Annotated in this window: 21 protein-coding genes and 1 pseudogene; 10 read left to right on the top strand and 12 right to left on the bottom strand. The window is 63.8% G+C overall.

The window, feature by feature from the left end; translation table 11 throughout:
• Window positions 1-278: 278 nt before the first annotated feature.
• Complete coding sequence (locus tag ACTJLC_RS19535; protein WP_073431221.1) at window positions 279-1,310, top strand: threonine aldolase family protein; 1,032 nt, start codon at window positions 279-281, stop codon at window positions 1,308-1,310.
• On the opposite strand, the gene ACTJLC_RS19530 is transcribed toward ACTJLC_RS19535, so the two are convergent.
• Window positions 1,202-1,693 (bottom strand): hypothetical protein, encoded by a 492-nt coding sequence (locus tag ACTJLC_RS19530; protein ID WP_440844907.1) that lies wholly within the window; start codon window positions 1,691-1,693, stop codon window positions 1,202-1,204. The two genes, ACTJLC_RS19535 and ACTJLC_RS19530, sit on opposite strands and share 109 nt — an antisense overlap.
• Before the next feature lie 61 nt (window positions 1,694-1,754).
• Here ACTJLC_RS19530 and ACTJLC_RS19525 point away from each other — a divergent pair, with 61 nt between their 5' ends.
• From ACTJLC_RS19525 to ACTJLC_RS19500, 6 genes and pseudogenes are all read left to right on the top strand, one after another.
• Complete coding sequence (locus ACTJLC_RS19525; RefSeq protein WP_073432649.1) at window positions 1,755-2,285, top strand: NUDIX hydrolase; 531 nt, start codon at window positions 1,755-1,757, stop codon at window positions 2,283-2,285.
• 107 nt (window positions 2,286-2,392) lie between these two features.
• Window positions 2,393-2,842, top strand: a pseudogene (locus ACTJLC_RS19520) (acyl-CoA thioesterase).
• Window positions 2,843-2,846: 4 nt separating this feature from the next.
• Window positions 2,847-3,785 carry a branched-chain amino acid ABC transporter permease gene (locus ACTJLC_RS19515; RefSeq protein WP_073432651.1) on the top strand — a complete coding sequence of 313 codons (939 nt, stop codon included), beginning with the start codon at window positions 2,847-2,849 and terminating at the stop codon, window positions 3,783-3,785.
• The gene (locus ACTJLC_RS19510; RefSeq protein ID WP_440844906.1) at window positions 3,778-5,076 is read left to right on the top strand and encodes a branched-chain amino acid ABC transporter permease; all 1,299 of its coding nucleotides are present in this window, start codon (window positions 3,778-3,780) and stop codon (window positions 5,074-5,076) included. The genes ACTJLC_RS19515 and ACTJLC_RS19510 overlap by 8 nt, the downstream gene beginning before the upstream one ends.
• Complete coding sequence (locus ACTJLC_RS19505) at window positions 5,073-5,825, top strand: ABC transporter ATP-binding protein (RefSeq protein ID WP_073432655.1); 753 nt, start codon at window positions 5,073-5,075, stop codon at window positions 5,823-5,825. The genes ACTJLC_RS19510 and ACTJLC_RS19505 overlap by 4 nt, the downstream gene beginning before the upstream one ends.
• Window positions 5,822-6,535: an ABC transporter ATP-binding protein gene (locus ACTJLC_RS19500; protein WP_073432657.1), complete on the top strand. Its 714-nt coding sequence runs from the start codon at window positions 5,822-5,824 to the stop codon at window positions 6,533-6,535. Before ACTJLC_RS19505 ends, ACTJLC_RS19500 begins: the two co-directional genes overlap by 4 nt.
• Window positions 6,536-6,894: 359 nt before the next feature.
• On the opposite strand, the gene ACTJLC_RS19495 is transcribed toward ACTJLC_RS19500, so the two are convergent.
• The 11 genes from ACTJLC_RS19495 to ACTJLC_RS19445 form a co-directional block, all read right to left on the bottom strand.
• Window positions 6,895-7,548 carry a hypothetical protein gene (locus ACTJLC_RS19495; protein ID WP_073432659.1) on the bottom strand — a complete coding sequence of 218 codons (654 nt, stop codon included), beginning with the start codon at window positions 7,546-7,548 and terminating at the stop codon, window positions 6,895-6,897.
• Between the two features lie 78 nt (window positions 7,549-7,626).
• Entirely contained in the window at window positions 7,627-8,706 is a 1,080-nt protein-coding gene (locus tag ACTJLC_RS19490; protein WP_083086638.1) for a DUF535 family protein, read from the bottom strand.
• A gap of 65 nt (window positions 8,707-8,771) precedes the next feature.
• Window positions 8,772-9,404 (bottom strand): hypothetical protein, encoded by a 633-nt coding sequence (locus ACTJLC_RS19485; protein WP_073432663.1) that lies wholly within the window; start codon window positions 9,402-9,404, stop codon window positions 8,772-8,774.
• 52 nt (window positions 9,405-9,456) lie between these two features.
• Window positions 9,457-10,113, bottom strand: coding sequence for a response regulator transcription factor (locus ACTJLC_RS19480; RefSeq protein ID WP_073432665.1), 657 nt, complete (start codon window positions 10,111-10,113; stop codon window positions 9,457-9,459).
• Window positions 10,114-10,789: 676 nt separating this feature from the next.
• Window positions 10,790-11,590: a 5-deoxy-glucuronate isomerase gene (gene iolB, locus ACTJLC_RS19475; RefSeq protein WP_073432666.1), complete on the bottom strand. Its 801-nt coding sequence runs from the start codon at window positions 11,588-11,590 to the stop codon at window positions 10,790-10,792.
• A complete protein-coding gene (gene iolE / locus ACTJLC_RS19470; protein WP_083086641.1) occupies window positions 11,587-12,513 on the bottom strand; it encodes a myo-inosose-2 dehydratase in 927 nt (308 codons plus the stop codon). Before iolE ends, iolB begins: the two co-directional genes overlap by 4 nt.
• Before the next feature lie 10 nt (window positions 12,514-12,523).
• The gene (gene iolD / locus ACTJLC_RS19465; RefSeq protein WP_073432677.1) at window positions 12,524-14,491 is read right to left on the bottom strand and encodes a 3D-(3,5/4)-trihydroxycyclohexane-1,2-dione acylhydrolase (decyclizing); all 1,968 of its coding nucleotides are present in this window, start codon (window positions 14,489-14,491) and stop codon (window positions 12,524-12,526) included.
• Window positions 14,488-16,527, bottom strand: coding sequence for a bifunctional 5-dehydro-2-deoxygluconokinase/5-dehydro-2-deoxyphosphogluconate aldolase (locus ACTJLC_RS19460; RefSeq protein WP_073432679.1), 2,040 nt, complete (start codon window positions 16,525-16,527; stop codon window positions 14,488-14,490). Before ACTJLC_RS19460 ends, iolD begins: the two co-directional genes overlap by 4 nt.
• Window positions 16,528-16,592: 65 nt before the next feature.
• Window positions 16,593-17,420, bottom strand: coding sequence for an ATP-binding cassette domain-containing protein (locus ACTJLC_RS19455; protein ID WP_073432681.1), 828 nt, complete (start codon window positions 17,418-17,420; stop codon window positions 16,593-16,595).
• A gap of 13 nt (window positions 17,421-17,433) precedes the next feature.
• The gene (locus ACTJLC_RS19450; protein ID WP_073432683.1) at window positions 17,434-18,591 is read right to left on the bottom strand and encodes an ABC transporter permease; all 1,158 of its coding nucleotides are present in this window, start codon (window positions 18,589-18,591) and stop codon (window positions 17,434-17,436) included.
• Window positions 18,592-18,737: 146 nt separating this feature from the next.
• Complete coding sequence (locus ACTJLC_RS19445; RefSeq protein WP_073432685.1) at window positions 18,738-19,784, bottom strand: sugar ABC transporter substrate-binding protein; 1,047 nt, start codon at window positions 19,782-19,784, stop codon at window positions 18,738-18,740.
• 278 nt (window positions 19,785-20,062) lie between these two features.
• On the opposite strand from ACTJLC_RS19445, the gene ACTJLC_RS19440 reads away from it, so the two are divergent.
• Genes ACTJLC_RS19440 through ACTJLC_RS19430 form a run of 3 tightly spaced genes read left to right on the top strand, consistent with a single transcriptional unit; the run spans window position 20,063 to window position 22,993 of the window.
• Window positions 20,063-20,944 (top strand): MurR/RpiR family transcriptional regulator, encoded by an 882-nt coding sequence (locus ACTJLC_RS19440; protein WP_073432687.1) that lies wholly within the window; start codon window positions 20,063-20,065, stop codon window positions 20,942-20,944.
• Window positions 20,937-21,953 (top strand): inositol 2-dehydrogenase, encoded by a 1,017-nt coding sequence (gene iolG / locus ACTJLC_RS19435; protein ID WP_073432689.1) that lies wholly within the window; start codon window positions 20,937-20,939, stop codon window positions 21,951-21,953. Before ACTJLC_RS19440 ends, iolG begins: the two co-directional genes overlap by 8 nt.
• Window positions 21,953-22,993 (top strand): Gfo/Idh/MocA family oxidoreductase, encoded by a 1,041-nt coding sequence (locus ACTJLC_RS19430; RefSeq protein ID WP_073432691.1) that lies wholly within the window; start codon window positions 21,953-21,955, stop codon window positions 22,991-22,993. Before iolG ends, ACTJLC_RS19430 begins: the two co-directional genes overlap by 1 nt.
• The last annotated feature ends 249 nt before the right edge of the window (window positions 22,994-23,242 follow it).

The raw sequence follows: 23,242 nt of genomic DNA, 5'->3' as shown, positions 1-23,242 counted from the left end.
AACCCGCCGCAAGGCCCATCGCCGCAACCATCGCCGAATGCGCGATTGATACTGCTGCCGACCGCCGCCCCTAAACCGTAAGTGGCCGCGCGCCATCGCCGCGATGGTCGACGCATGCCCCCTCGGCCGCAGCGACCAACGCATCGACCAACGGCAAGTCAAACCGCCACCGGACCGCCACCCAACCCACCGCCAAAAAAACAAATCACCCCGCAGCGCTCTAAAATGACCGCTTTTCCGCCATCTCAGCGCGCCCGTCGCCGGACGCGCCGCCATCCATGCAACATTTCGCGTCCGACAATTACGCCGGCATCTGTCCCGAAGCGCTCGAGGCGCTGATCGCCGCCAACCACAGCGGCCACGAACCGGCCTACGGCGACGACTCCTGGACCAACCAGGTCTGCGACCGTCTGCGCGAACTGTTCCAGACCGACTGCGAAGTGTTCTTCGTGTTCAACGGCACGGCGGCCAATTCGCTGGCGCTCGCGTCGCTGTGTCAGTCGTACCACTCGGTGATCTGCCACGAACTCGCGCACATCGAAACCGACGAATGCGGCGGCCCGGAATTCTTCTCGGGCGGCTCGAAGCTGCTGACCGCGCCGGGCGTCGGCGGCAAGCTCACGCCGGAGGCGATCGAAGCGGTCGTCACGCGCCGCGCCGACATCCATTACCCCAAGCCGAAGGTCGTCACGCTGACCCAATCGACGGAAGTCGGCACCGTCTACAGCGTCGACGAAGTGCGGGCGATCACGGCGACCGCCAAACGGCGTCATCTGAAAGTGCATATGGACGGCGCGCGTTTTGCGAACGCGGTCGCCGCGCTCGACGTGCATCCGTCGGAGATCACGTGGCGCGCGGGCGTCGACGTATTGTGCTTCGGCGGCACCAAGAACGGCTTGCCGGTCGGTGAAGCGGTGGTGTTTTTCGACCGGACGCTCGCCGACGATTTCGCCTACCGGCTGAAGCAGGCCGGCCAACTGGCCTCGAAGATGCGCTTCATCTCCGCGCCCTGGCTCGGTCTGCTCGATAACGACGTATGGCTGCGCAACGCGCGTCATGCGAACGCAATGGCGCAATTGCTGCAGACGCGGTTGCGGGAAATCCCCGGCGTGAGCATCATGTTCTCCGCGGAATCGAACGCGGTCTTCGCGCAGTTGCCCCCGCAAGCCGCGAGCGCGATGCGCACGCGCGGCTGGAAGTTCTACGAGTTCATCGGCGCGGGCGGTTGCCGGCTGATGTGCGCGTGGGACACGCAGCCGGAAACCGTCGAGCGTTTCGCCGCCGAACTGCGGGACTTGTGCGCGGCGTGAGTTCGTATTGGAGTTGGACGCCGCATCGGTGCCGCGCTCGCGTTGAGATCGCGCGTCGACCGCGGTGCTGAAGCCGCATACCGAGCGAAGTGCGATAGCCGCACGTTGAAGTCAGGCGTAAAACCAGCCACGGAACCACCTGCTGAACACCCGCATCGCACGACCTGCACGACCTGCACGACCTGCACGACCTGCACGACCTGCACGACCTGCACGACCTGCACGACCTGCACGACCTGCACGACCTGCACGACCTGCACGACCTGCACGACACGCACGACACGCACGACCTGCACGACACGCACGACACGCACGACACGCACGACACGCACGACACGCACGACACGCACGACACGCACGACACGCACGACACGACACGACACGACACGCAAAACCTAGCCGGCCCAACACCACGAACTACGCCACGAAACCCGCCCACTCGCCATGACCGAATACCGATTTTGTCCGCGCTGTTCCACGCCGTTGATCGAACGCGCCGATGCCGAGCATGAAGGCGGTCGCATCCGTCAAACCTGTCCCGATACGGCATGCGGCTACGTCCACTGGAATAACCCGCTGCCGGTGGTCGCGGCGATCGTCGAGTACGAGGGCAAGATTCTGCTGGCGCGCAACGCGGCGTGGCCGGAGGGCATGTTCGCGCTGATCACCGGCTTTCTGGAGAACGGCGAGACGCCGGAACAAGGCATTGCGCGCGAAGTGCTCGAGGAAACCTCGCTGCACACGGAGACCGTCGAACTGATCGGCGTGTATGAATTCATCCGCAAGAACGAACTGATCATCGCGTATCACGTGAAGGCGTATGGAACGATCGCGCTGTCGCCGGAATTGCTCGAATACCGGCTGGTGGAGCCGGCGAAGTTGCGGCCGTGGCGAGCGGGCACCGGCCAGGCGCTCGGCGAATGGATGCGGCGGCGCGGCTTGCCCTTCGAGTTCGTCGAGAAGCCGGGGCAATAACGCCCCCGCCCGGCGCACGCACACGCAGCCCAAACGCGGCCGCAACGCAACCCAAACGCAGCCAAAACGCAGCCAAAACGCAACCCCACCCCCGACGCCACGCCACCATGAACAAACCCGCCCCCGCCGCGCGCGCCGCGTACCCGCATTTCCTGCCGATCACCACGCGCTGAATGGACAACGACGTCTACGGGCACGTCAACAACGTCGTCTATTACAGCTACTTCGACACGGTGGTGAACGACTATCTGATCCGCACCGGCGTGCTCGACTTCGAGCATGGCGCGACGATCGGTCTGGTGGTCGAGACGCACTGCAATTACTTCGCGCCGCTGGTGTTTCCGGATCGCGTCGAGGCCGGCTTGCGGGTCGCGCGGCTCGGCACGTCGAGCGTGCGCTATGAAGTGGGGCTCTTCAAGGAAGGCGACGACGAGCCCGCCGCGCAGGGTCACTTCGTGCACGTGTATGTCGATCGCGTCACGCGTCGTCCCGTGAGCTTGCCCGCCGATCTGCGCGCGGCGCTCGAACCGCTAAACGTAGCCGGGCAGGCGGGCTAGGCGCGTGCAGTCGTTCGTCATCAATCTGCTCAACGGTGTCAGCTACGGCTTGCTGCTGTTCATGCTGTCGGCCGGCTTGACGCTGATTTTCAGCATGCTCGGCGTGCTGAATTTCGCGCATGCGAGCTTCTACATGCTCGGCGCTTACGTCGGTTTCTCGGTGGCGGCGCATGCGGGTTTCTGGAGCGCGCTCGTGATCGCGCCGCTGATCGTCGGCGCCATCGGCGCGGCGCTCGAGCGTTGGCTGTTGCGTCGCGTGCGCGTGCACGGCCACCTCCCCGAGTTGCTGCTGACGTTCGGCGCGGCGTATCTGTTGGGCGAACTGGTCAAGCTCGGCTGGGGCGTGAGTCCATTGAGCGCGACGGTGCCGCCCGCGCTCGACGGCCCTTTGTTCACGCTCTACGGCGCGGCGTTCGCGCGCTATCGGGCGTTCATGATGGCGGTGTCGCTGGTGATGCTCGCGCTGCTGTACGCGGTGCTGCGCGTCTCGAAGACGGGCCTCATCGTGCGCGCCGCGCTCACGCACGCGAGCGCCGTCGAAGCGCTCGGCCACGACGTGCCGCGCGTATTCACCGGCGTGTTCGCGGCCGGCACGGCGCTCGCGGCGTTGGCCGGCGTGATCGGCGCGCCGCTCTTCGTGATCGAACCGGCGATGGCGGAATCGCTCGGCTCCATCGTGTTCGTGGTGGTCGTGATCGGCGGCCTGGGCTCGTTGAGCGGCGCGCTGGCGGCGTCGCTGCTGGTCGGCTGCGTGCAGACCTTCGCGGTGGCGAGCGACGTGTCGCTGGGCGGCGTGCTGGCGGCGTTCGGCGCCTCGCTGCCCGCCGAATGGGACGCCTTGACGCTCGCGCAACTCGCGCCGCTGATTCCCTATCTGCTGCTCGTCGCGATGCTGGCGCTGCGTCCGCGCGGACTCTTCGGGCGGCGCGACGAGCATGCGTGAGCCCTTCGGACCGTCCGCGTTGACCGCCACCTCCGCCTCGGCGTCGCGCCGCATGTGGCGGCTGATCGCGCCGTGGCTCGCGCTCGTGCTGTTTTTCGCCGTGCCGCCGTTCATCTGGCCGCAAAGCTGGCTGCTCGCCTATCTCGCGCAGACCGCGACGATGATCGTGTTCGCGCTCTCGTACAACCTGCTGCTCGGCGAAACGGGCTTGTTGTCCTTCGGCCATGCCGCCTACTCGGGACTCGGCGCGCTCGTCGCCGCGCACGTGTTCAATCGCGTCGGCGTGCCGCTCGTCCTGCTGCCGTTGATCGGCGGACTCGGCGGCGCGCTGTGCGGCATCGTGTTCGGCTTCATCTCGACGCGGCGTGCCGGGACGGCCTTCGCGATGATCACGCTCGGCATCGGCGAACTCGTGTCGGCGGCCGCATGGACGCTGCCCGACTGGTTCGGCGGCGAGGCGGGCGTGGCGATCGATCGCGCGAGCGGCCACGCGCTCGGAAGCTGGAGCTTCGGGCCGGCCCGCGAGGCGTATGCGCTGATCGCGCTGTGGTGCCTGCTGGCGAGCGCGGCGCTGTTCGCGCTGTCGCGCACGCCGTTCCTGCGCCTTGCCAACGCCGTGCGCGACAACCCGGCGCGCGCCGCGGCGATCGGCTGCTATCCGCGTCGCGTTCGCCATGGCGTCGTGGTGTTGTCGGCGTTTTTTGCGGGCGTCGCGGGCACCCTGGGGCTGATCAACGTCGAACTGGTGTCGAGCGAAAGCGTCGGCATGATGCGTTCGGGCGCGGTGCTGATCGCGACGGTGATCGGCGGCACGGCGGCGTTCTTCGGACCGGTCGCGGGCGCGGTCGTGCTGACGTTTTTCAGCGTCGCGGTGGCGAGCGTCACGCGGGCGTGGCTGTTCTATCTCGGGCTGTTCTTTGTCGTGGTCGTGGTGATATCACCCGATGGCATCGCGGGCTTCATGCAACGGCATATCGCACGCGTCGCGGCATGCGGTTGGCGAATGTGCCGCGCCATGTATCTATGGGGCGCGGCTGCCGCGTTGCTGTGGACGCTGGCTGTCGTGCTCGCGGTGCAATGGGCATACGCGGTGCAATTCGGCATCGATGACAGCGCGTCTTTCGGCGTCGACGGCCTGCCGCTGTGGATGGCGTCGTCGGCGCTATGGTTCAGCGGCGTCGTATTCATGCTGGCCGCGTTGGGCGCACTGTCGGCGCGGCGCGCCGTTCGCGCGCAAGCGCGCCTTGCGATGAACTCGCGCTCCACGCGAATCGCCGGAGACACGCAATGATCCCGGCGCTCGCGCTGTACGGCATCGAAAAACGCTTCGGCTCCACGCGGATTCTGCGCGGCGTCGATCTCGCGATCGAGCCGGGCGAGCGCCATGCGTTGATCGGCCCGAACGGCGCGGGCAAGTCGACGCTCTTCAATCTGATCGCCGGCGGCGCGCGGCCGAACGCGGGGCGCATCGACCTGTTCGGCGCGGAGATCACGCGACTCGCACCGGCCGCGATCACGCGCCGCGGCCTCGCGCGCAGCTTCCAGACCACCAGCGTGTTTGCCCGGCTGACGGTGTTCGACAACCTGCGCTGCGCGGCGATGCTCGCCGAGCGCGACCGCACGCGCTGGTGGCAGCGTTTCACCGGCTCGGCCACGGTGAACGCGCGCGCCGACCAGGTACTCGACGCAGTGGGCTTGAGCGCGCGCCGCCACCTTCAGGCCGGCACGCTCAGCTATGCCGAGCAGCGCGCGCTCGACCTCGGTCTCGCGCTCGCGGGCGGCGCGCACACGTTGCTGCTCGATGAGCCGACGGCCGGCATGAATCGCGCCGAAGCGGCGCGCGCGATCGAGCTGATTCGCGCGACCACGGCGGGCCGCACGCTGCTGATGGTCGAGCACGACATGGACGCGGTGTTCGCACTCGCCGATCGCATTTCGGTGCTGGTACAAGGGCGCATCATCGCGACCGGCACACCGGCGGCGATTCGCGCGGATGCGGCGGTGCGCGCCGCCTATCTCGGCGACGGATTCCGCGCATGACGGCCTTGCTCGACATTCGTCGACTCAACGCCTGGTACGGCGCGAGCCAGGCGCTGCACGGCGTCACGTTGCGGATCGAGGCGGGCGAGGTGCTGGCGCTCGTCGGGCGCAACGGCTCGGGCCGCTCGACGCTCGCCCGCGCGATCATGGGCCTCGTGCGCAGCGAGGGCGGCTTGCATTTCGCCGGTCACGCGCTCGGCGGGCTGCGCACCTTCGAGATCGCGCGTCTCGGGCTTGGCTACGTGCCCGAACAGCGCGACGTTTTCCCGACGCTGAGCGTCCACGAAAATCTGCAACTCGGTGTCGTGCCGCATGCGCGCGCCCGCATGCCGCGCTTTAGCTTCGACGATGCTTACGCGCTGTTTCCCGTCTTGCGCGAGCGGAAGCGCACGCGTGCCGGCGCGCTGTCGGGCGGCGAGCAGCAAATGCTGACGCTTGCCCGCGCGCTGCTCGGCGACCCCGATTTGCTGGTGATCGACGAGCCTGGCGAGGGTCTCGCAAGCCAGGTGATCGCGCAGGTCGCGCAGTGTCTGCGCATGCTGCGGGATCGCGGTGTCGCGATGCTGCTGATCGAACAGCGGCTCGTGATCGCACAGGACATCGCCAGCCGGGTCGCGGTGATGGGGCACGGCGAGATCGTGTTCGACGGCGAGCTCGCGGTATTTTTGCGGCGGACCGATGTGGCGAGGGAATGGCTTGGCGTGGGGTGAGGGTGGGGTGGTGCCTGGCTGGTTTATTGCGGTGTGGTGTTTGGGGTTTGTTGTCACTACATGGCGTTGGCGTTGGCCTTTCCTTGATTTGTTAGTGGTCTATTAGCGTTGCCCCTGTGCGGGGCGGCACCTACTTTTCTTTGCCGGCCGCAAAGAAAAGTAGGCAAAAGAAAGCGGCTCACACCGCTAATTCTTAAGTGGAGCCCTCGCGCAGTAACGGTAGTGGTGCATCTGGAATCCGTGTTCTCGCGCACTCCGCGTTCGTGACACAGCAGTCATTCTTCCGGCGGCGCTGCGCGCGCCGTCGCGGTACTTTTGGCGATCTTCGGTGCTGGCTCGAGGGGAGCGCTAGTACTCCATCAAGAGGCATTGCCGACGCGAAGCTTCGCCCTCTGGATAATGCTTAACACCTTCGCCGGGCTCCGCGGGTAGATGTGACTCAGCAGGCTTAGCTCTCCGCTTCGGAATAAGAGGACAGCCCCCTGTGGCAAAACAGTGAACTCCCGGCGCGCACGGTTGCTGTGGCGTTCGTGTGCACGAAACGTGTTGCGAGCAGGAAATCGATCCCGTCCAGCCTTTTGCACGGGCTCCCTTCGTCTGCATGGCCTTGGCACTTGGCCTACGTGCAAATGCCCGTGTTCGTCCTGGCGATACTGTGCCTGCAACTTGCCGGTCGGGTCCGCGAACACCAGAAAATGCTGCGAGCGCTGGTCGTATGCGGTCACCAGAAATCCTCCCCAACTGATCGCAGTGGGCGCAGCCTGGCAATTCAATGTTGTGTCGACGACGTCAGCGTCGGTGACCGGCTGCTCGCCGGAACTGAACAAGTTTCCCCATAGACTCCAGCGAGCATACTCGTGCAGCCCTTGGCGCATTGTCTCGCTGACTGGCGAGGGGAACCTCGCTATACACACCGAATCGCCGTCCGTGTATTCGATCCATTTCGATGCGTCGCAATCCACTTCGGTCACTAAATCCGCTATATCGGGCGTGCTTAGAATGGCGTAGGTCATAGCTTTAGGGTTAAGCGCGCTATTGGCGCATTGCGAACCGACAATGTCGGACGACGTCATAGGCAATGGCGGAGGTAATCAATGGCGCCGATAACGTCTGTGCCTGCATGGCTGGCCTTTCACTTGAGCGCAATTCGCTTCTCTGGCTCTTGCCACGGCGGATCCGATCTGAACATGCAGCGACGCCTTCAGAGATTCTCGACGTTGCCGACGAGTCGGCGCACTGGTCGTTTGCCTGAACGTCGCCTCATGTGGGCATCGAGGCTTGCCGAGAACGAACCAACCCTTCCAGACTTTGCGCTTGTCTCTCTGATTCGAGAGCGCCCCGTAGTCGGCGGCGATCCGGTTTCTTCCGAATCGATAGCGCCAGCTCGAATAGATGTGCGCCTCGTGACATACGATCATGACGTTGCGGATTTCGAGCGCGAATGCCAGGGATTGAGCTAAATAAACAATAAGGTCCTTGGGCCGTAAACCGTGCCATTTCCGCGTCAGCGAACGAAAAAGGTCTTGCCCTCCGGCAGAGCGATCCGGGCCTTGCACACATCCGATCAAGAGCCGGGGTCGACAAATCCGTCCACCTATGTGCGCGAGCGAGAATGTGCATGAAACCAGGCGCCATCCTCCAATATCACGGACGCTGAGCGTCCAGTCGCCCTCCTTCTGGAATCGGTCAAGCGATTCAATGAGCACATGCCAGTTCTCGGACTCGACTTCGAACTTGGCCACCCTGTGCCCATGGCCGGCAGCGAGACTGTTCACGATCGCCGGAATCGAAGCCTGCGTAAATGCCTGGTGTTGCGCGCTTACGATAAAAGCCTGCTCCGCGGTAAAACTGCCATGCAGAAAAGGACGGTGCATTCGTTCGAGCATGGTCGGACAGTGTCGCGCCAGGTGTGCCAGAGGAGGTTGGGTGCATAAGCCAAGCCAACTGACAGTAGGCCGCCACCACAGCAGTGATCTGCAAAAGAACCGTAGACGCCTCAAGCGTTCAAATGACGATGAGCCGGGATAGGCCTGCTGCGCACTCGCGGTTATGAGCGAAATTGAGCGCAGCAGTGTCAGAGGATTGACGGAAATACGTTGGGATGAAAACTGAAAAGTATCCGCCTTCGATGTACCGGTGGGCACTTCCAATCTTCGCCGAGTTAGTTGCATGCGTAACGCCCTTTAGTCTGGTCTGCCTCGTAGCAGCGGGGGTACTGCGGAATTAAAAATAGGAGTCAGTTTTCTACGGCGTTGCTCGATGCAGGAGCATCAACTGCTCGCTTCTCGCCCCAGTACTCAGCGAGATAATCCACGACATCGACCGTGGACACGATGCAGGATGTCGTCGCATCTGGGCGCTGCTTCATGGGATACCCCAACGGTGACCTGCCTTCCAGTGCTTGTCCCGGTTTGCAGAAAGCCTCGTCGCCCGAATCGTGGCCGTTGTATGCCGCGGAGCGGTGGCCGCGTGTCAACCAGCGCTCGTATTCTTGCCTTGTTTGCGGGACGTTAACGGCTAACGTGCTCGACTGTACGCCAGCCGATCTCTCGGAGAACAGCACGACCCTTGCGCCAGTGACGCGGCCCTGTGCCAACGCGTCTTCGAGGGCCCATCCGTACTTCGATTCCCTGAAAACAGATTGGCCGATCTGAACCATGTTGCGGGCTTTCAGTTCATTACGGCGGCTCTCTAACGCTTCGGTTGCGACAAGGTCCGGCGACTTTTCGAAGTCCGGCAGATACGTACCGTGATTGGCGAACTGCCGGTAGTGATCCGCAAATGGGTTGGAGCATCCGCTAAGCGCCGAAACAAGCAAGGGGGCAATTACCGCATGGATCGACTGCCGCGCCGTGAATTGCGCATTCATACGCATGGCCTTTGATAGTCGCTTAATCGTGGAAGAATGGCCGCGAGATCAATCACGTCTGCGTAGCTTCCTGGAAACCATTAATCGCGAACAGGGCATCCAGATACCTGAGACCAAAGAGTTCTGCGTCTGACTCCACGCCCAGCTTTCTCATCGCCTTCGATTTGTGGGCACTGACTGTCTGCTTGGCGCGGTGCAGCTTACGGGCGATCTCGCATACCGAAAGGCCGGATAGGAACAGCCGCAGAATTTCCGTTTCCCGTGCGGTCAGTACGCAAGATACGTCGAGATTGCCCGCCATTGGCTTTAGACACTGAAGAGCGGGAGATACGTAGATGGCGCCGGCGTGTGCCGCCTGGATTGCGTGCGCCAGGTGGTTGACGGCATCGCATTTGTGCAACACTGCGCCGATGCCTAAGCGCGACATCGTTGCCAGCAGCGCGGCATTGTGCATGCAGACCTGCACGACCATTTTCAAATGAGGGTGAGCGGCACGAAGCGCGGACATCAATGAGCCGAAGCCTTCCCACCTGCACGAGCAGTGATCGATAACGAGCACGTCGCAGGGAGTGTCAGCGGCCAAAGTGAAGAGTTCGCTACTACTGTGTGCGATTCCGACCAGGTCGACGTCGTCGCATTTGCTGAGCGCGGACTCGATTCCCAGCGTAAAGAGCGGATGGCTATCCGCAGCGATGACTTTTATTGCCATGGGTCGTGCTCCAAAGCTGGTTCAGTTAACACGGGATGACGAGGGCGCATAGCACGATCGGTCATTGGAAGACCGGGTGCATGACTCGATAGCCTGCTAAGGTATTCCATAAGCATGGCGTGACTCAATTGGACGCGTCCTGTTTTTGCCAATGTTTTTGGCCGAAGCAGGCGTCTCGATGTTAGCCATGAGGTTGGAAATAACATGCGACGACCGCATATTGAAGCGATAAAGCGTCGCAGTGTGTGCAGACGCGTACACGCGGAAACGCGGCGCGCACCGTCGCGGCACGTCGCCAATCAATCGATTCACGACGGAGCATCGCCGAGGCGAAGCCGATGGCCCCCAAGGCGCACAAACGCCCCGCCCCGTTGGTTTCCCTGGCAGCCCCATCCGCGACGCACGCAGTGCGGAGTGGGAGCTAATGACGGCTTTGTCACTAATGCGGAATGTGCGAGAACACGGATTCCAGATGCACCACTACCCCCTCCGAGCCAGGGGACCCACTTAAGAATTAGCGGTGTGAGCCGCTTTCTTTTGCCTACTTTTCTTTGCGGCCGGCAAAGAAAAGTAGGTGCCGCCCCGCACAGGGGCAACGCTAATAGACCACTAACAAATCAAGCAAAGGCCAACACCGCAGGCACGTAGACAACAACCCGCCGAGCAGGCAAAAACATCAACCTTCCTTCCCAACAATCCACTCATGCGCCGGATCATTCCGAAAATGCCAAACCCTCCGCGCCCCGGCCATGACATTCAGGTAATAAGAGTCATACCCATAAGGCACAACGACCGGATGATACCCACGCGGAACCATCACCACGTCATGATTCTCAACGGCCATCGACTCATCGATATCCCGCATGTCCGTATACACGCGCTGAAAAGCGAACCCCTGCGGCGGATCGAGCCGATGATAGTAAGTCTCCTCGAGCGAACTCTCATGCGGCACATTATCCGTATCATGCTTATGCGGCGGATAGCTCGACGCGTGCCCGCCAGGCGTCCTGACCTCGACGACAAGCAAGGACTCGGCAGGCTCCGTCTGCGGAAGAATATCGCATACGTATCGCGTATTCAGACCCTTGCCCCGCGTGGAGCGCTTCATCGAGGAAGGTTCGATCAACCTCGCGACATACTCGCCCTTCGCCGGCGCGCTAGCCACGCCAATCTCCGCATCCCGACGCGCACGCACCGTCGCGCGCACGCCGGGCGGCAAATACACCGCATATGGCGCGGCATCCTCGAACACGCTATCGCGCGAACCCAGCGAGCTCCACGTGCGCTCCGCGGTTTCGATATCCACCGAACCCGTGAGCACGACAATGCACATCTCACGCGACGGCTCGAACAGATGCACCACCTCGCTCGTGCCCATCCGGTAGGCGGCGAATCCCACATACCGCCAGCACGCCGATTCCGGCGTCACTCGCGCGATCGTCTGGCCTTCGCGCTGCGCCTTCACCAATAAACTCATGCTGCCTCCTGCTCAGTCTTGCTTGCGGCGCCGAGCGGCGCGTCGACCAACGTCCGCAATGTTCTGTAGCCCTTCTGCGCATACTCGAACGAGGGGGCCACCACCGGGTCCTGTTCCGCTTCCACCACGAGCCAGCCGCGATAGCCGTGCCGCTTCAACCGGTCGATGATCGCCGGGAAATTCACCGCGCCGTCGCCCGGCACCGTGAAGGCGCCATTGATCACCGCGTCGAGAAAACTCCAGTTGCGATTGCGCGCGAGCCTGGTCACCGCGGGGCGCACGTCCTTGCAGTGCACGTGGCATACGCGCGCGATATGTTTGTCGAGCACCGCGAGCGGATCGCCGCCGGCGAACGTGATGTGCCCCGCGTCGAACAACAGGCCGACAGCATCGCTCGTGCGCGACATCAATTGATCGACGTCGGCGGGCGTTTCGACATAAGCGCCCATGTGATGGTGATAAGCCAGCCGCACGCCGCGGCTTTGCGTGTAACGCGCGAATTCATCGACACGTGCGGCATATTCAGCCCATTGCGCTTCGCTGAAAAAACGCGGGCGCTGATACAGCGGCTGCGGCGCGCCCTGAATTGAATCGGCGACTTCGCCGTACACCATTGCGGTCGCGCCGTTTTGCGCGAGCAGTTCGAGATGCGGGCCGACCGAGGCGATTTCTTCCTCGACGCTGCGCCGCGCAAGCCGGCCCGAATACCAGCCGGATACCAGGGCGAGGTCGTATTGCGCGAGCAGCGTCTTCAATGCCTGCGGTTCGCGCGGAAACTTGTTGCCGAGCTCGAAGCCTTGATAGCCGATCTGGCGGCCTTCCGTCAACGCCAATTCGAGCGGCGTCTCGCCGCCCAGCGAAGGCAGATCGTCGTTCATCCACGAGAGCGGATTGATGCCGATGCGTACGTCGAAAGTGGTCATGCGGGCGTCCTCATTCCTTGTCGGTGCGGTCGGCGGCGGCCATCGGTTCGGCGCGTGCCGCGAGCTGTGCTTCGTATTTCGCACGCGCCACGCGCACGCTATCGCGCGCCGACACCTCGGGCACGGCCACTTCCCACCACCAGCCGCCGTCGTCGGTGGTGCGGGCGGGGTCCGTGTCGATGCTGATCACGTAGGTGCGATCGGCGGCGCGCGCGCGTTGCAGCGCGGCTTCGAGTTCAGCGATATTCGCGGCGTGCTCGGCCTGCGCGCCGAGCGCGCGGGCATGCGCGGCGAAGTCGATTCGCGGCGCGCCGAGCGGGCCTTGCAGGCAGTCGTCGAGCAGGTTGTTGAACGGCGCGCCGCCGCAGGCCTGTTGCAACCGATTGATGCAACCGTAGCCGCGATTGTCGAGCACCACGACGATCAGCTTCGCGCCGAGCATCACCGAAGTCGCGATCTCGCTGTTCATCATCAGATAGCTGCCGTCGCCGACCATCACGATCACTTCACGCTCGGGGCGCGCGAGTTTCACGCCGAGACCGCCGGCAATCTCGTAGCCCATGCACGAATAGCCGTACTCGACGTGATACGCGCCCGGCCTGCCGGCGCGCCACAGCTTGTGCAATTCGGCGGGCAAGGTGCCGGCCGCGCACACGACGATATCGTCCTTATCCGACGCCGCGCTCGAACGCTGCACCGCGCCGATCACGTCGCCCTCGTAAGGCAGCACGGTCTCGCGTTGCGGCGCATGCGTGAGCGTGCTCACCGTGTCGCGCCAGCTCGCCGCGAGTTTGTGCGCGCGTGCCGTCCACGCGCGGTCCGCGTGCCAGCCTTGCAAGCGTTCCGCGAGCGCCTCCAGCGCGAGACGCGCGTCGGCTTCGACCGTCAACGTGCGATGCTTGACGCCGTCGAAGGCGTTGGCGTTGATGCCGATCAGCTCGGCCTGGGTGAACAGCGTGTTCGAGCCGGTGGTGAAATCCTGCAAGCGTGAGCCGATCGCCAGCACGCAGTCGGCGTCGAGCGCGAGCGCGTTCGCGGCGGGCGAGCCCGTCACGCCCAATGCGCCGGCGTTCAACGGATCGTTCCATGCAAGCGAACTCTTGCCGGCCTGCGTTTCCGCGACCGGAATGCCGTGCGTGGTGGCGAAGCGGTGCAGCGCGTCGCTGGCGCGCCCATACAGCACGCCGCCGCCCGCGACGATCAACGGACGCCTGGCGCGCCGCAGATGCGCGAATGCGGCGTCGATCTCGTCGTCGCGCGGCGCGGGCGAATGAAAAGTCACGACACGCGGCGCGAAAAAGTCCGCGGGGAAATCCCATGCCTGCGCCTGCACGTCCTGCGGCAACGCGAGCGTGACGGGACCGCACAGCGCGGCGTCGGTCAGCACGCGAAGCGCGCGCGGCAGCGCGGTGAGCAATTGCGCCGGATGCACGATGCGATCGAAGTAACGCGACACGGGTTTGAAGGCGTCGTTGGCGGACACGCCGCCATCGTTGAAATCCTCGACCTGCTGCAAGACCGGATCGGGCGCGCGCGAGACGAAGATGTCGCCGGGCAACAGCAGCACCGGCAGACGGTTCACGTGCGCGAGCGCGGCCGCCGTGATCAGATTGGTCGCGCCCGGCCCGATGGAAGTCGTGACCGCCATCATGCGGCGGCGGAAATGCGCCTTCGCATACGCAATGGCGCTGTGCGCCATCGCCTGTTCGTTATGCGCGCGCAGCGTGGGCAATGCGTCGCGGTGCTGATACAAGGCTTCGCCCATTCCCGCGACGTTGCCGTGCCCGAAGATCGCGAACACGCCGCCGAAGAGCGGCTCGCTACCGCTGCGGTCCTCGGTCGCGACGCGTTGCGCGGCGAGATAGCGCACGAGCGCCTGGGCGGTCGTCAGCCGAACGGTGCCGGCGAGGCGCGAGCTTGCTTCGCCGGTGCCTCGAGCGGACGCCGCATCGTCATGATGCAATACGCGGTGGTTCATGCCGCCTGCTCCTGGTGATGGCTCGCCGTGGCGGACTGCGCGGCTGATGTGCCGCGAGCCGCGCGCCACGATGCGATCAGTGTTTCGAATGTGCGGCGCACGCGTGCGATCAGTTCGTCGTCACCGATATCGCCGGCGAGCCACGCATGGCTCGGCTCGTGAAAGATCGTGCGGCCCACGGTGAAGCCGCGGCACGTCGCGGATTGCGCCGCCGCGCGAAAGCCCTCGTTCAACTGTTCGACGCCCGCCGCCAAACCGAGCAGCACCACGCCCCGGCAATACGGATCGCGCTCGGCGATCAGCGCGTCGACGGCTTGCCATTGCGCGGCGTCCATCGGTTCGAGCTTCCACCATTCCGGATAGATGCCGATGTTATAGAGGCGCTTCAACGCGCGATACACGATGTCCGGCCCTTGTGGCAGATGGGCGTGCTTCGGCGGAATCACTTCGAGCAGCAGTTCGTGGCCGCTCGCTTGCGCCGCGTCGTAAAGCGCGCGCAATTGCGCTTCCTGTTCGAGGCGCTGTTCGATCGGTTCGTCGGGATGGAACTGCACGAGGCACTTGGCGATATGCTCCCGCGGCCACGCGACGAGCGTCGTGCCGATCGAGCGGCCATGATCGAATACCAGCGGCACGGAGCCCGGCAATTCCACCGGACGCCCGAGCCACCAGCCGCGGCCGGTCGCGGCGTTCAACGCGTCCTGACCATAGCGGTCGTCGATCAATACGGCGATGCGGCCTTGCAGACCCAACGCGCTTTCGGTCTGCGCCACCGCTTCGACGAATAGCCCTTTTAACCGCGCGATGCGCGTTTCATCGGCGCCGGTTTGCTGCGCGAGTTCGAAGAACTGGTTGCGATGATCGAACGCGAAGCCGAGTACTTCGTTCCATTGCTTGCGCGCGGGCGAGACGCGATGCAAGCGCGCCAGCGTCGCGTCGCGATCGGGGCGGCGCATGCGCTGCGGGTCGGCTTTCGCTTCGCGCAGGAAGTAGTCGAGCTCGGCCGGCGTCGGCATGGCCGGCGCGCAGCCGTGGCGCGAAACCACCAGCGCGCCGCTCGCGTTCGCGGCGCGTGCGCAGGCTTCGAGCGACTGATCGCGCAACCATCCCGAGAGAAAGCCCGAGGCGAACGCGTCGCCCGCGCCGAGCACATTCAATACTTCGACTTCCACGCCGCCGTGAACCGGCAGGTCGTCGAGCGAGGCGGGCACCTTGCCGTCGATGATCTGGCAACCCATCGGCCCGCGCTTCAACACCAGCGTGGCGGGCGTGACGGCGCGCACCATCGCGAGCGCGTCGACCAGGTCCGTTTTGCCGCCGGCGATGCGGAATTCCTCTTCCGTGCCGATCACCAGATCGAACAGCGGCAGAATGCGCTGCAAATGCGCGGTCACGCCTTCGCTCGCGACAAAGCGGGTTTCGCCGTCCGCCTTGCCGGTAAGCCCCCACAACACCGGACGGTAGTCGATATCGAGAACCGTGCGCACCTGGTTGCGTCGCGCGTAATCGAGTGCGCGGCGGCTCGTGCGGTTCACCTGCTCGGTGGAAAAGTGCGTGCCGGTAATCAGCAGCGCTTTCGACGACGCAATGAACGCTTCGTCGAAATCCGCTTCATCCACGGCCATATCCGCGCAGTTCTCGCGATAGAAGATCAGCGGAAAGGTGTCGCGGTCCTTCAGGCCGAGCAGCACCAACGCGGTGAGGCGTTCCTGATCGACGCGCACATGGCTGACGTCGCAGCCTTCCTTCGTCAAGGTTTCGGTGAGAAAGCGGCCCATGTGATCGTTGCCGACGCGCGCGAGCATCGCCGAGGCGAGGCCGAGGCGCGCGCAGCCGAACGCGATATTCGCCGACGAACCGCCGAGGTACTTCGCGAAGCTCGACACGTCTTCGAGCCGCGCGCCGACTTGCTGCGCGTAGAGATCGACGGCGAGGCGGCCGAGGCAGACGACGTCGCGGCCGCGGTCCGGCGCGAAGCGGCTGGCCGCCGTCCCGACTCCGGTTGCGGCGCCGCTGGATGTGCTGGAATGATCCATGAATATTCCTGAGTGGCTGTACGCGGCGACCGGCGCGGCAAGCACCGGAACGCCGCGCGAATGAATCAGATCTCCGCGCCTTCGAGTTCGCCGATCATCTTCTGCATCTCGGCGCCGCCGGCCATCATGTCGAGCACTTCGTCCTTGCTGATGGTGTCCTTGGTGAACGTGCCGAGCGATTTGCCGCGATTGAGCAGCGTGAACGAGTCGCCGATCGGATACGCGTGGTGCACGTTGTGCGTGATGAAGATCACCGAGATGCCCTTGGCGCGCGCCTTGTGAATCAGCTTCAGCACGTTGAAGCTCTGCTTCACGCCGAGCGCGGCGGTCGGTTCGTCGAGGATCAGCACGCGTGCGCCGAAGTGAATCGCCCGTGCAATCGCGAGGCACTGTTTCTCGCCGCCCGACATGGTGCCGATCGGCTGATGCGGGTCGCGCACGTTGATGCCCATTTCCGCGAGTTTGTCGCGCGCGGTGGTTGCGCTGGTTTCGAGGTCCATCACGCTCAGAAAGCCGAACAGTTTCTTTTGCGGCTCGCGTCCCATGAAGAAGTTGCGCGCGACCGAGAGCAGCGGCACCAGCGCCAGGTCCTGGTAGACGGTGGCGATGCCGAGATCGAGCGCGTCTTTCGGCGACTCGAACAGCACCGGCTTGCCGTCCACCAGATACTGGCCGGAAGAGGGCTGATGCACGCCGGCGAGCGTCTTGATGAGCGTCGACTTGCCCGCGCCGTTGTCGCCGAGCAGGCAATGCACTTCACCGCGTTTCAGACGCAAGGTCACGCCGCTCAACGCGATCACCTTGCCGAAATACTTGCTGACGTTCTCCAGCGCGAGAATGATGTCGTCCTGCGCCGCGCTTGCGGTGCTTACCGTATTCGTCGTATCGGACATGATCGTCTCCTCGTTACGATTGCGCGACGCGGCGGCGCACGTAGTGATTGAACAGCACGGCGATCAGCAGCATCACGCCGAGGAACACGCGGAACCAGTCGGAGCTGACGTTGGTGTACGTGATGCCGATTTGCACGACGCCGAAGATCAGCGCGCCGAAACAGGCGCCGACCACCGAGCCGTAACCGCCCGTCAGCAAGGTGCCGCCGATCACCGCGGCGATGATCGCCTCGAATTCCTTTTGCAAGCCGCGGTCCGCTGCGGCCGAGCCGATGTCGCATACTTGCAGCACCGCGAACAGGCATGCGCAGAACGCGGTCAGCACGAACAGCGAGATTTTCACGCGGCGCACCGGCACGCCGACGTTTTTCGCGGCGTTCGCGTCGCCGCCCACGGCGAGAATCCAGTTGCCCGCGCGTGTCTTGGCGAGTACGAAGGCGCAGACAGCCGCGAGCGCGATCCACCACAAGATCACTTTGGGAATGCCCGGCACCAGCGCATGACCGTTATCGAGCATGGTGCCGATGCCGTGTTGCGCGAGCATCGTGAAGAAGCCGTTGAACGCCACGCCATGAAACAGCGTATTGGCGAGCCAGTCGTTTTGCGCGAGATCGCCCACGCCGGAAACGATGGTGCGGTCCGCGAACATGATCGATAGCGCCAGCGTGAGGCCGCGCAGGATGAACAGAAACGCGAGCGTGACGATGAACGACGGCAGGCGCGTGCGCATCACCAGATAGCCGTTCAGCGCGCCGAGCAGCATGGAGCCGGCGAATGCGAACAGGATCGCGAGCGAGATCGGCCAGTGAAAATACACGGACGGAATCGCGACCATCATCCCCGAGAAGCCGATCATCGAACCGATCGACAGATCGAACTCGCCGGCGATCATCAACAGACATGCGCCGACCGACAGTATCCCGAGATAGGCGGACACTTGCGACCAGTTCATCACGCCGTCGAGATTGAACATGCCGGAACTGCCGGCGGTCAGCGCGAAAACCAGGAACACCAGCACCGCGCCGGAAATCGCGGCGAATTCCGGCCGGTTCAGCAAATGACCGAACCATGATTCCTTGCGCACGCGCTCATCGGAATCCGAATGCGACGGCGCCGCATTGGTGTTGCTCGTTTCGACAGGCGGGGGAAAGTGTTTGCCGGCTACACCCATGACGTCTCCTTGGAGCCCGGCTGTGTCTCGGTTCACGCGCGAAGGCGGAGTGAGAACGGCAGCCGGTGAAATGCGCGGTGGAGGCGGGCGTGCCGCCCGTATCGAAGCGGCCGCCCGCCGCGCGCGTGACTAACTAGAGGAAAGAATCAGCGATACTGCCCTGCGTACTTGATGACCTTGTCGAGGTTGTCCCTGGTGATGAAGCCCGGACCCGAGCGGATGTTCTTCGGTCCATACGACGGCGCGAGACCGTAGGTATCGAGGCGCGCCTTGAACTTCGGATTGGCTTCGAGAATCTGGCGGATCTTCGCCGGATCGGTGGTGTGCTCCTTCTTCACGATCGCGAGCACCGCCACCGGGATATAGCCTTGCAAGTACGGCTGCTGGTCGATCGCGAACTGGATCGTGCCGGCCTGGATCGCCTTGGCGATGTCGTCGGAGAAGTCGAACGTGGCGAAATAGATCTTGCCCGCGAGGCCCATCTGCTGAACCGCTTTCAGCGTGGCCGAAGCGGGGGTCGGTCCGAGCGTGAGGATCGCGCCGGTGTTCGGATGGTTGCGCAGATAGGCGCTGACCTTCGACTGGATTTCGGTCGGGTCCTGGCCGGAGTCGATCGTGGACGACTTGTAGTCGACGCCGAGCGCTTCGGCGAAACCGCGGCAACGGTCGAACGAAACCGTGTTGGTGGCGATGTGATTGACGCACAGGAACGACTTCACGCCGGCTGCTTTCGCTTTCTCGCCGGCCGCCTTGCCGGCGACGTATTCGGGTTGTCCCACGTGCATGATCGCGCCCAGTTGCGCGCTTTGTTCCTCGGTGCCCGAGTTGATCGTGACGAGCGGAATCTTCTTCGCGGTCACTTTGCTGATCGAGCTTTTCAGCACGTCGTAGTCGGCGATGGTGACGATCACGCCGTCGTAATTGCGCGCGGCCGCCTGTTCGACCAGACGCGCCATGTCGGCGATGTCGCCGTTCGGCGGATTGCGATAGTCGGTCTCGACGTTGAAGTCCTCGTCGGCCTGCTTGATCGCGTTCTTGATGGTGTTCCACCACGAATCCGAATCCGGCGCGTGGCTGATCAGCACGAAGTGGGCGTCAGCCGCGCGGGCGGCCGAAGCCGCGCCGAATCCCGTCGCCAACGTCAATGCCGTTACCAGAATCCTGAGCGTAGCCTTGCCCTTGCAAAGTCTCATTGTCTCCACCTTTTCTCGGTCTGTCGTTATTGAAGGGAGCCTCTGGCGGGCGGCTTTTCATCCGCTTGCGGCCGGTATGGGGTCGCCCTTGCACCATTGCTCACGACCAAGATTAGGCCATCTTCCGAAGCGTTGCAATGAAAATTTCATGATAAATAAAAATGGAAAATACGTTCCATTTGCTCGGCGCCCTGCCTATAATCGGCAGCGTCAGGAGGCAGTGTGGGCGGGCGTTGCAAGCGTCTGTCGCACTGCAATAAAGCACCCGAGAGAGAGCCATGGCGGAAGAGAGCACCGAGGAATTGCCGAGCGTCGATGAATTGATGCAGCGCATCGCGGAAAACTACGAAGCGTTGCCGCGTCAGTTGAAAAACGTGGCCACGTATATCGAGCAGCATCGGTCGAGCGTGATGGTGGATCGCACTAGCGACATCGCGGCGAGTTGCGGCGTGCATCCGTCCGCCGTGGTGCGGTTCGCGCAGCGCTTCGGCTTTTCCGGCTTCTCCGATTTGCAGGCGGTGTTCCGTCAGGCTTACACGGGGCAGGGCACGTCGTCGCCGAGTTATCAGCAGAGGATTCGCAAGCTGATCGACGAGAAGCCCGGCGCATTGTCCGGCGGTTCGGTGGCGCGCGAATTCATCGCGGCTTCGCGCGGCGGTCTGGAGGAACTCGAAGCGGGACTCGACGACAAGCAGTTCGACGCCGCCGTGAAAATGCTGCAGCAGGCCGACAACATCTACGTGGTCGGCGTGCGGCGCTCGTTTCCGGTGGCGAGCTACATCGTCTACGCGTTGCAACACACGCCCAAGCGCGTGCATCTGGTGTCGGGATTCGGCGGCATGTACCGCGAACAGATTCGCAGCGTGAAGAAGGGCGACGTGGTGATCGCGATCAGCTTCGCGCCCTATGGCAAGGAAACGCAGTATTGCCTGCGCGTGGCGCACCATCATCAGGCGAAGACGCTGGTCATCACCGATAGCCAACTGTCGCCGCTCGCGCGCTACGCCACCACGCAACTGTATGTGAAAGAGGGCAGCGCGTTCGCGTTCCGCTCGCTGACCAGCACGATCTGCTTGTGCCAGGCGTTGTTCATCGCGCTGGCGTACAAGCTCGAATTGAACGTGGAAGAATCCAAGGACATGGGAGGATACGATGACTGACGCGGTAAGGACGATCGACGTAGCGGTATTCGGCGCGGGGCGCATCGGCAAGATTCATGCGGCCAATCTCGCGCGGCAACCGGGCGTGCGGCTCAAGTACGTGGTCGACGTGAATCGCGAGGCGGCCGCGGCGCTCGCGGCCGAACACGGCGCGCAGGTCGCGGATATCGACGGCGCGATGGGCGATGCGTCGATCGGCGCGACGGTGATCTGTTCGAGCACGGACACGCATGCGGACCTGATCATGCAATCGGCCGCGCAGAACAAGCACGTGTTCTGCGAGAAGCCGGTCGATCTCACGCTGGAGCGTGCGCGCGCCTGCGCCGAAGCGGTCGCGCGCGCGGGCGTGGTGTGCATGATCGGCTTTCAGCGCCGCTTCGATCCGACGTTCTCCGCGCTGAAGTCGCGTATCGATGCCGGCGAGATCGGCACGCCGGAAATGCTGGTGGTGACGAGCCGCGATCCGGGCGCGCCGCCGGTGGAGTACATCAAGCATTCCGGCGGCATCTTCAAGGACATGCTGATTCACGACTTCGACATCTTCCGCTGGATTCTCGACGACGAAGCGGACACGCTGCACGCCACCGGCAGTTGTCTGTCCGACCCGGCGATCGCGGAAGCGGGCGATATCGATTCGACCGCGGTGACGATCCGCACGAAGCGCGGGCGGTTGTGCCAGATCAATACCGCGCGCCGCGCCGCGTACGGTTACGACCAGCGCTTCGAAGTGCTCGGCAGTGCCGGCATGCTGCAGGCGGGCAACGTGCGGCCCACGGAAGTGACCGCGTACTCGAGAACCAAAGTGTCGAGCGACGTGCCGGAAGCGTTTTTTCTCGAGCGTTATCGCGCGGCTTACGCGCTGGAAATCGCGCATTTCTTCGACGCGGTCACGCACGGCAAGCCGGTGCGCACGACCGTCGCCGATGGCTTGAAAGCGCTCGAACTCGCCGACGCCGCCACGCGTTCGTGGCGCGAGGGCCGCGCGGTGAAACTCGGCGAGGCGTCGTGATGAAGGCGGCCGCGGGGCGGGTTCGATTGGGTATGGTCGGTCTTGGGCGGTTGGGCAAGCGTCATGCGGAGAATCTCGCGTATCGCGTGCCCGGCGCGGTGCTCGTCGCCGCTTGCAGCCCTCTGGAGGAAGAGCGGGCGTGGGCGCGCGAGGCGCTGCCCGAACCGCGTCTTTATGACGATTACGCCGACCTCCTCGCCGATCCCGAGGTGGATGCGGTGTGGCTCGTGACGCCGTCGTCGTTGCACGCGCAGCAGATCGTGGATGCGTTGCACGCCGGCAAGCATGTGTTCTGCGAGAAGCCGTTGTCGCTGGACCTCGCCGAATGCGAGCGCGTGCTGGCCGAGGCCGCGCGCTATCCGCATCTTCAGGCGACGATCGGCTTCATGCGGCGTTTCGATCCGAGCTATAGAAACGCGTTCGACATGGTCGAAGCCGGCAAGATCGGCAGGCCGTTTCTCGTGCGCTCGCAGACCACGGACAAGAACGATACCGATGGTTTCTTCGTGCGGTTTGCGGCAACCTCCGGCGGCATTTTTCTGGACTGCACCGTGCACGACATCGACGTCGCGCGTTGGTTGCTGGGCAAGCCGCGCGCGAAGCGGGTGTTCGCGGCGGGCGCGATTGCGCTGCACGAGGGGCTGCGTGAGTTCGGCGATGTCGACAATGGCGTGGCGATTTGTGAATTCGAAGGTGGGAAGCTCGCGATGTTCTATGCGTCGCGCACGCAGGCGCATGGGAATGACACGCATAGCGAGGTGATCGGCACGGGCGGTGCGCTGGCGATCGGGCGCAATCCGCGTGCGAACCGTGTCGAGATTTATGATGCGACCGGTGTTCGCAATGAATGCACGCCGAGTTTTTTTGATCGGTTCGAGGAGGCGTTTTTGCATGAGGCGCGAGCGTTTGTCGCGGCGGTGCGGGGTGGGGGGAAGGGCCGGGGGCAGGGCGGCGCCACATTGGAGGATGCGGTTGAGGCTACTCGGATTGGGGTGGCTATGCGGGAGTCGTTGGTGAGGGGGGAGGCTGTTGTGGTTTGATGGTTTTTGGTGGTTTGGCCTGCTCGGCGGTGGTGGTTTTGGTGTTGTTTTTGTTGGCCTTTGCTTGATTTGTTAGTGGTCTATTAGCGTTGCCCCTGTGCGGGGCGGCACCTACTTCTCTTTGCCGGCCGTGTACAGACCGGGGACATAGCTGACAGGTGTGCGAGGACATGGTTGACACTTCCGGGTACGAAAACGCCCGGTCCCGACCATGCCCTGGAACGCAAGAGACACCATGAGCCTCAGACA

The sequence above is a fragment of the Paraburkholderia sp. 22099 genome, from assembly GCF_052045835.1.
Classification (GTDB): Bacteria; Pseudomonadota; Gammaproteobacteria; order Burkholderiales; family Burkholderiaceae; genus Paraburkholderia; species Paraburkholderia terricola.
Note: the sequence above shows the minus strand (reverse complement) of the source record. Positions and strands in the feature narration are given on the sequence as shown.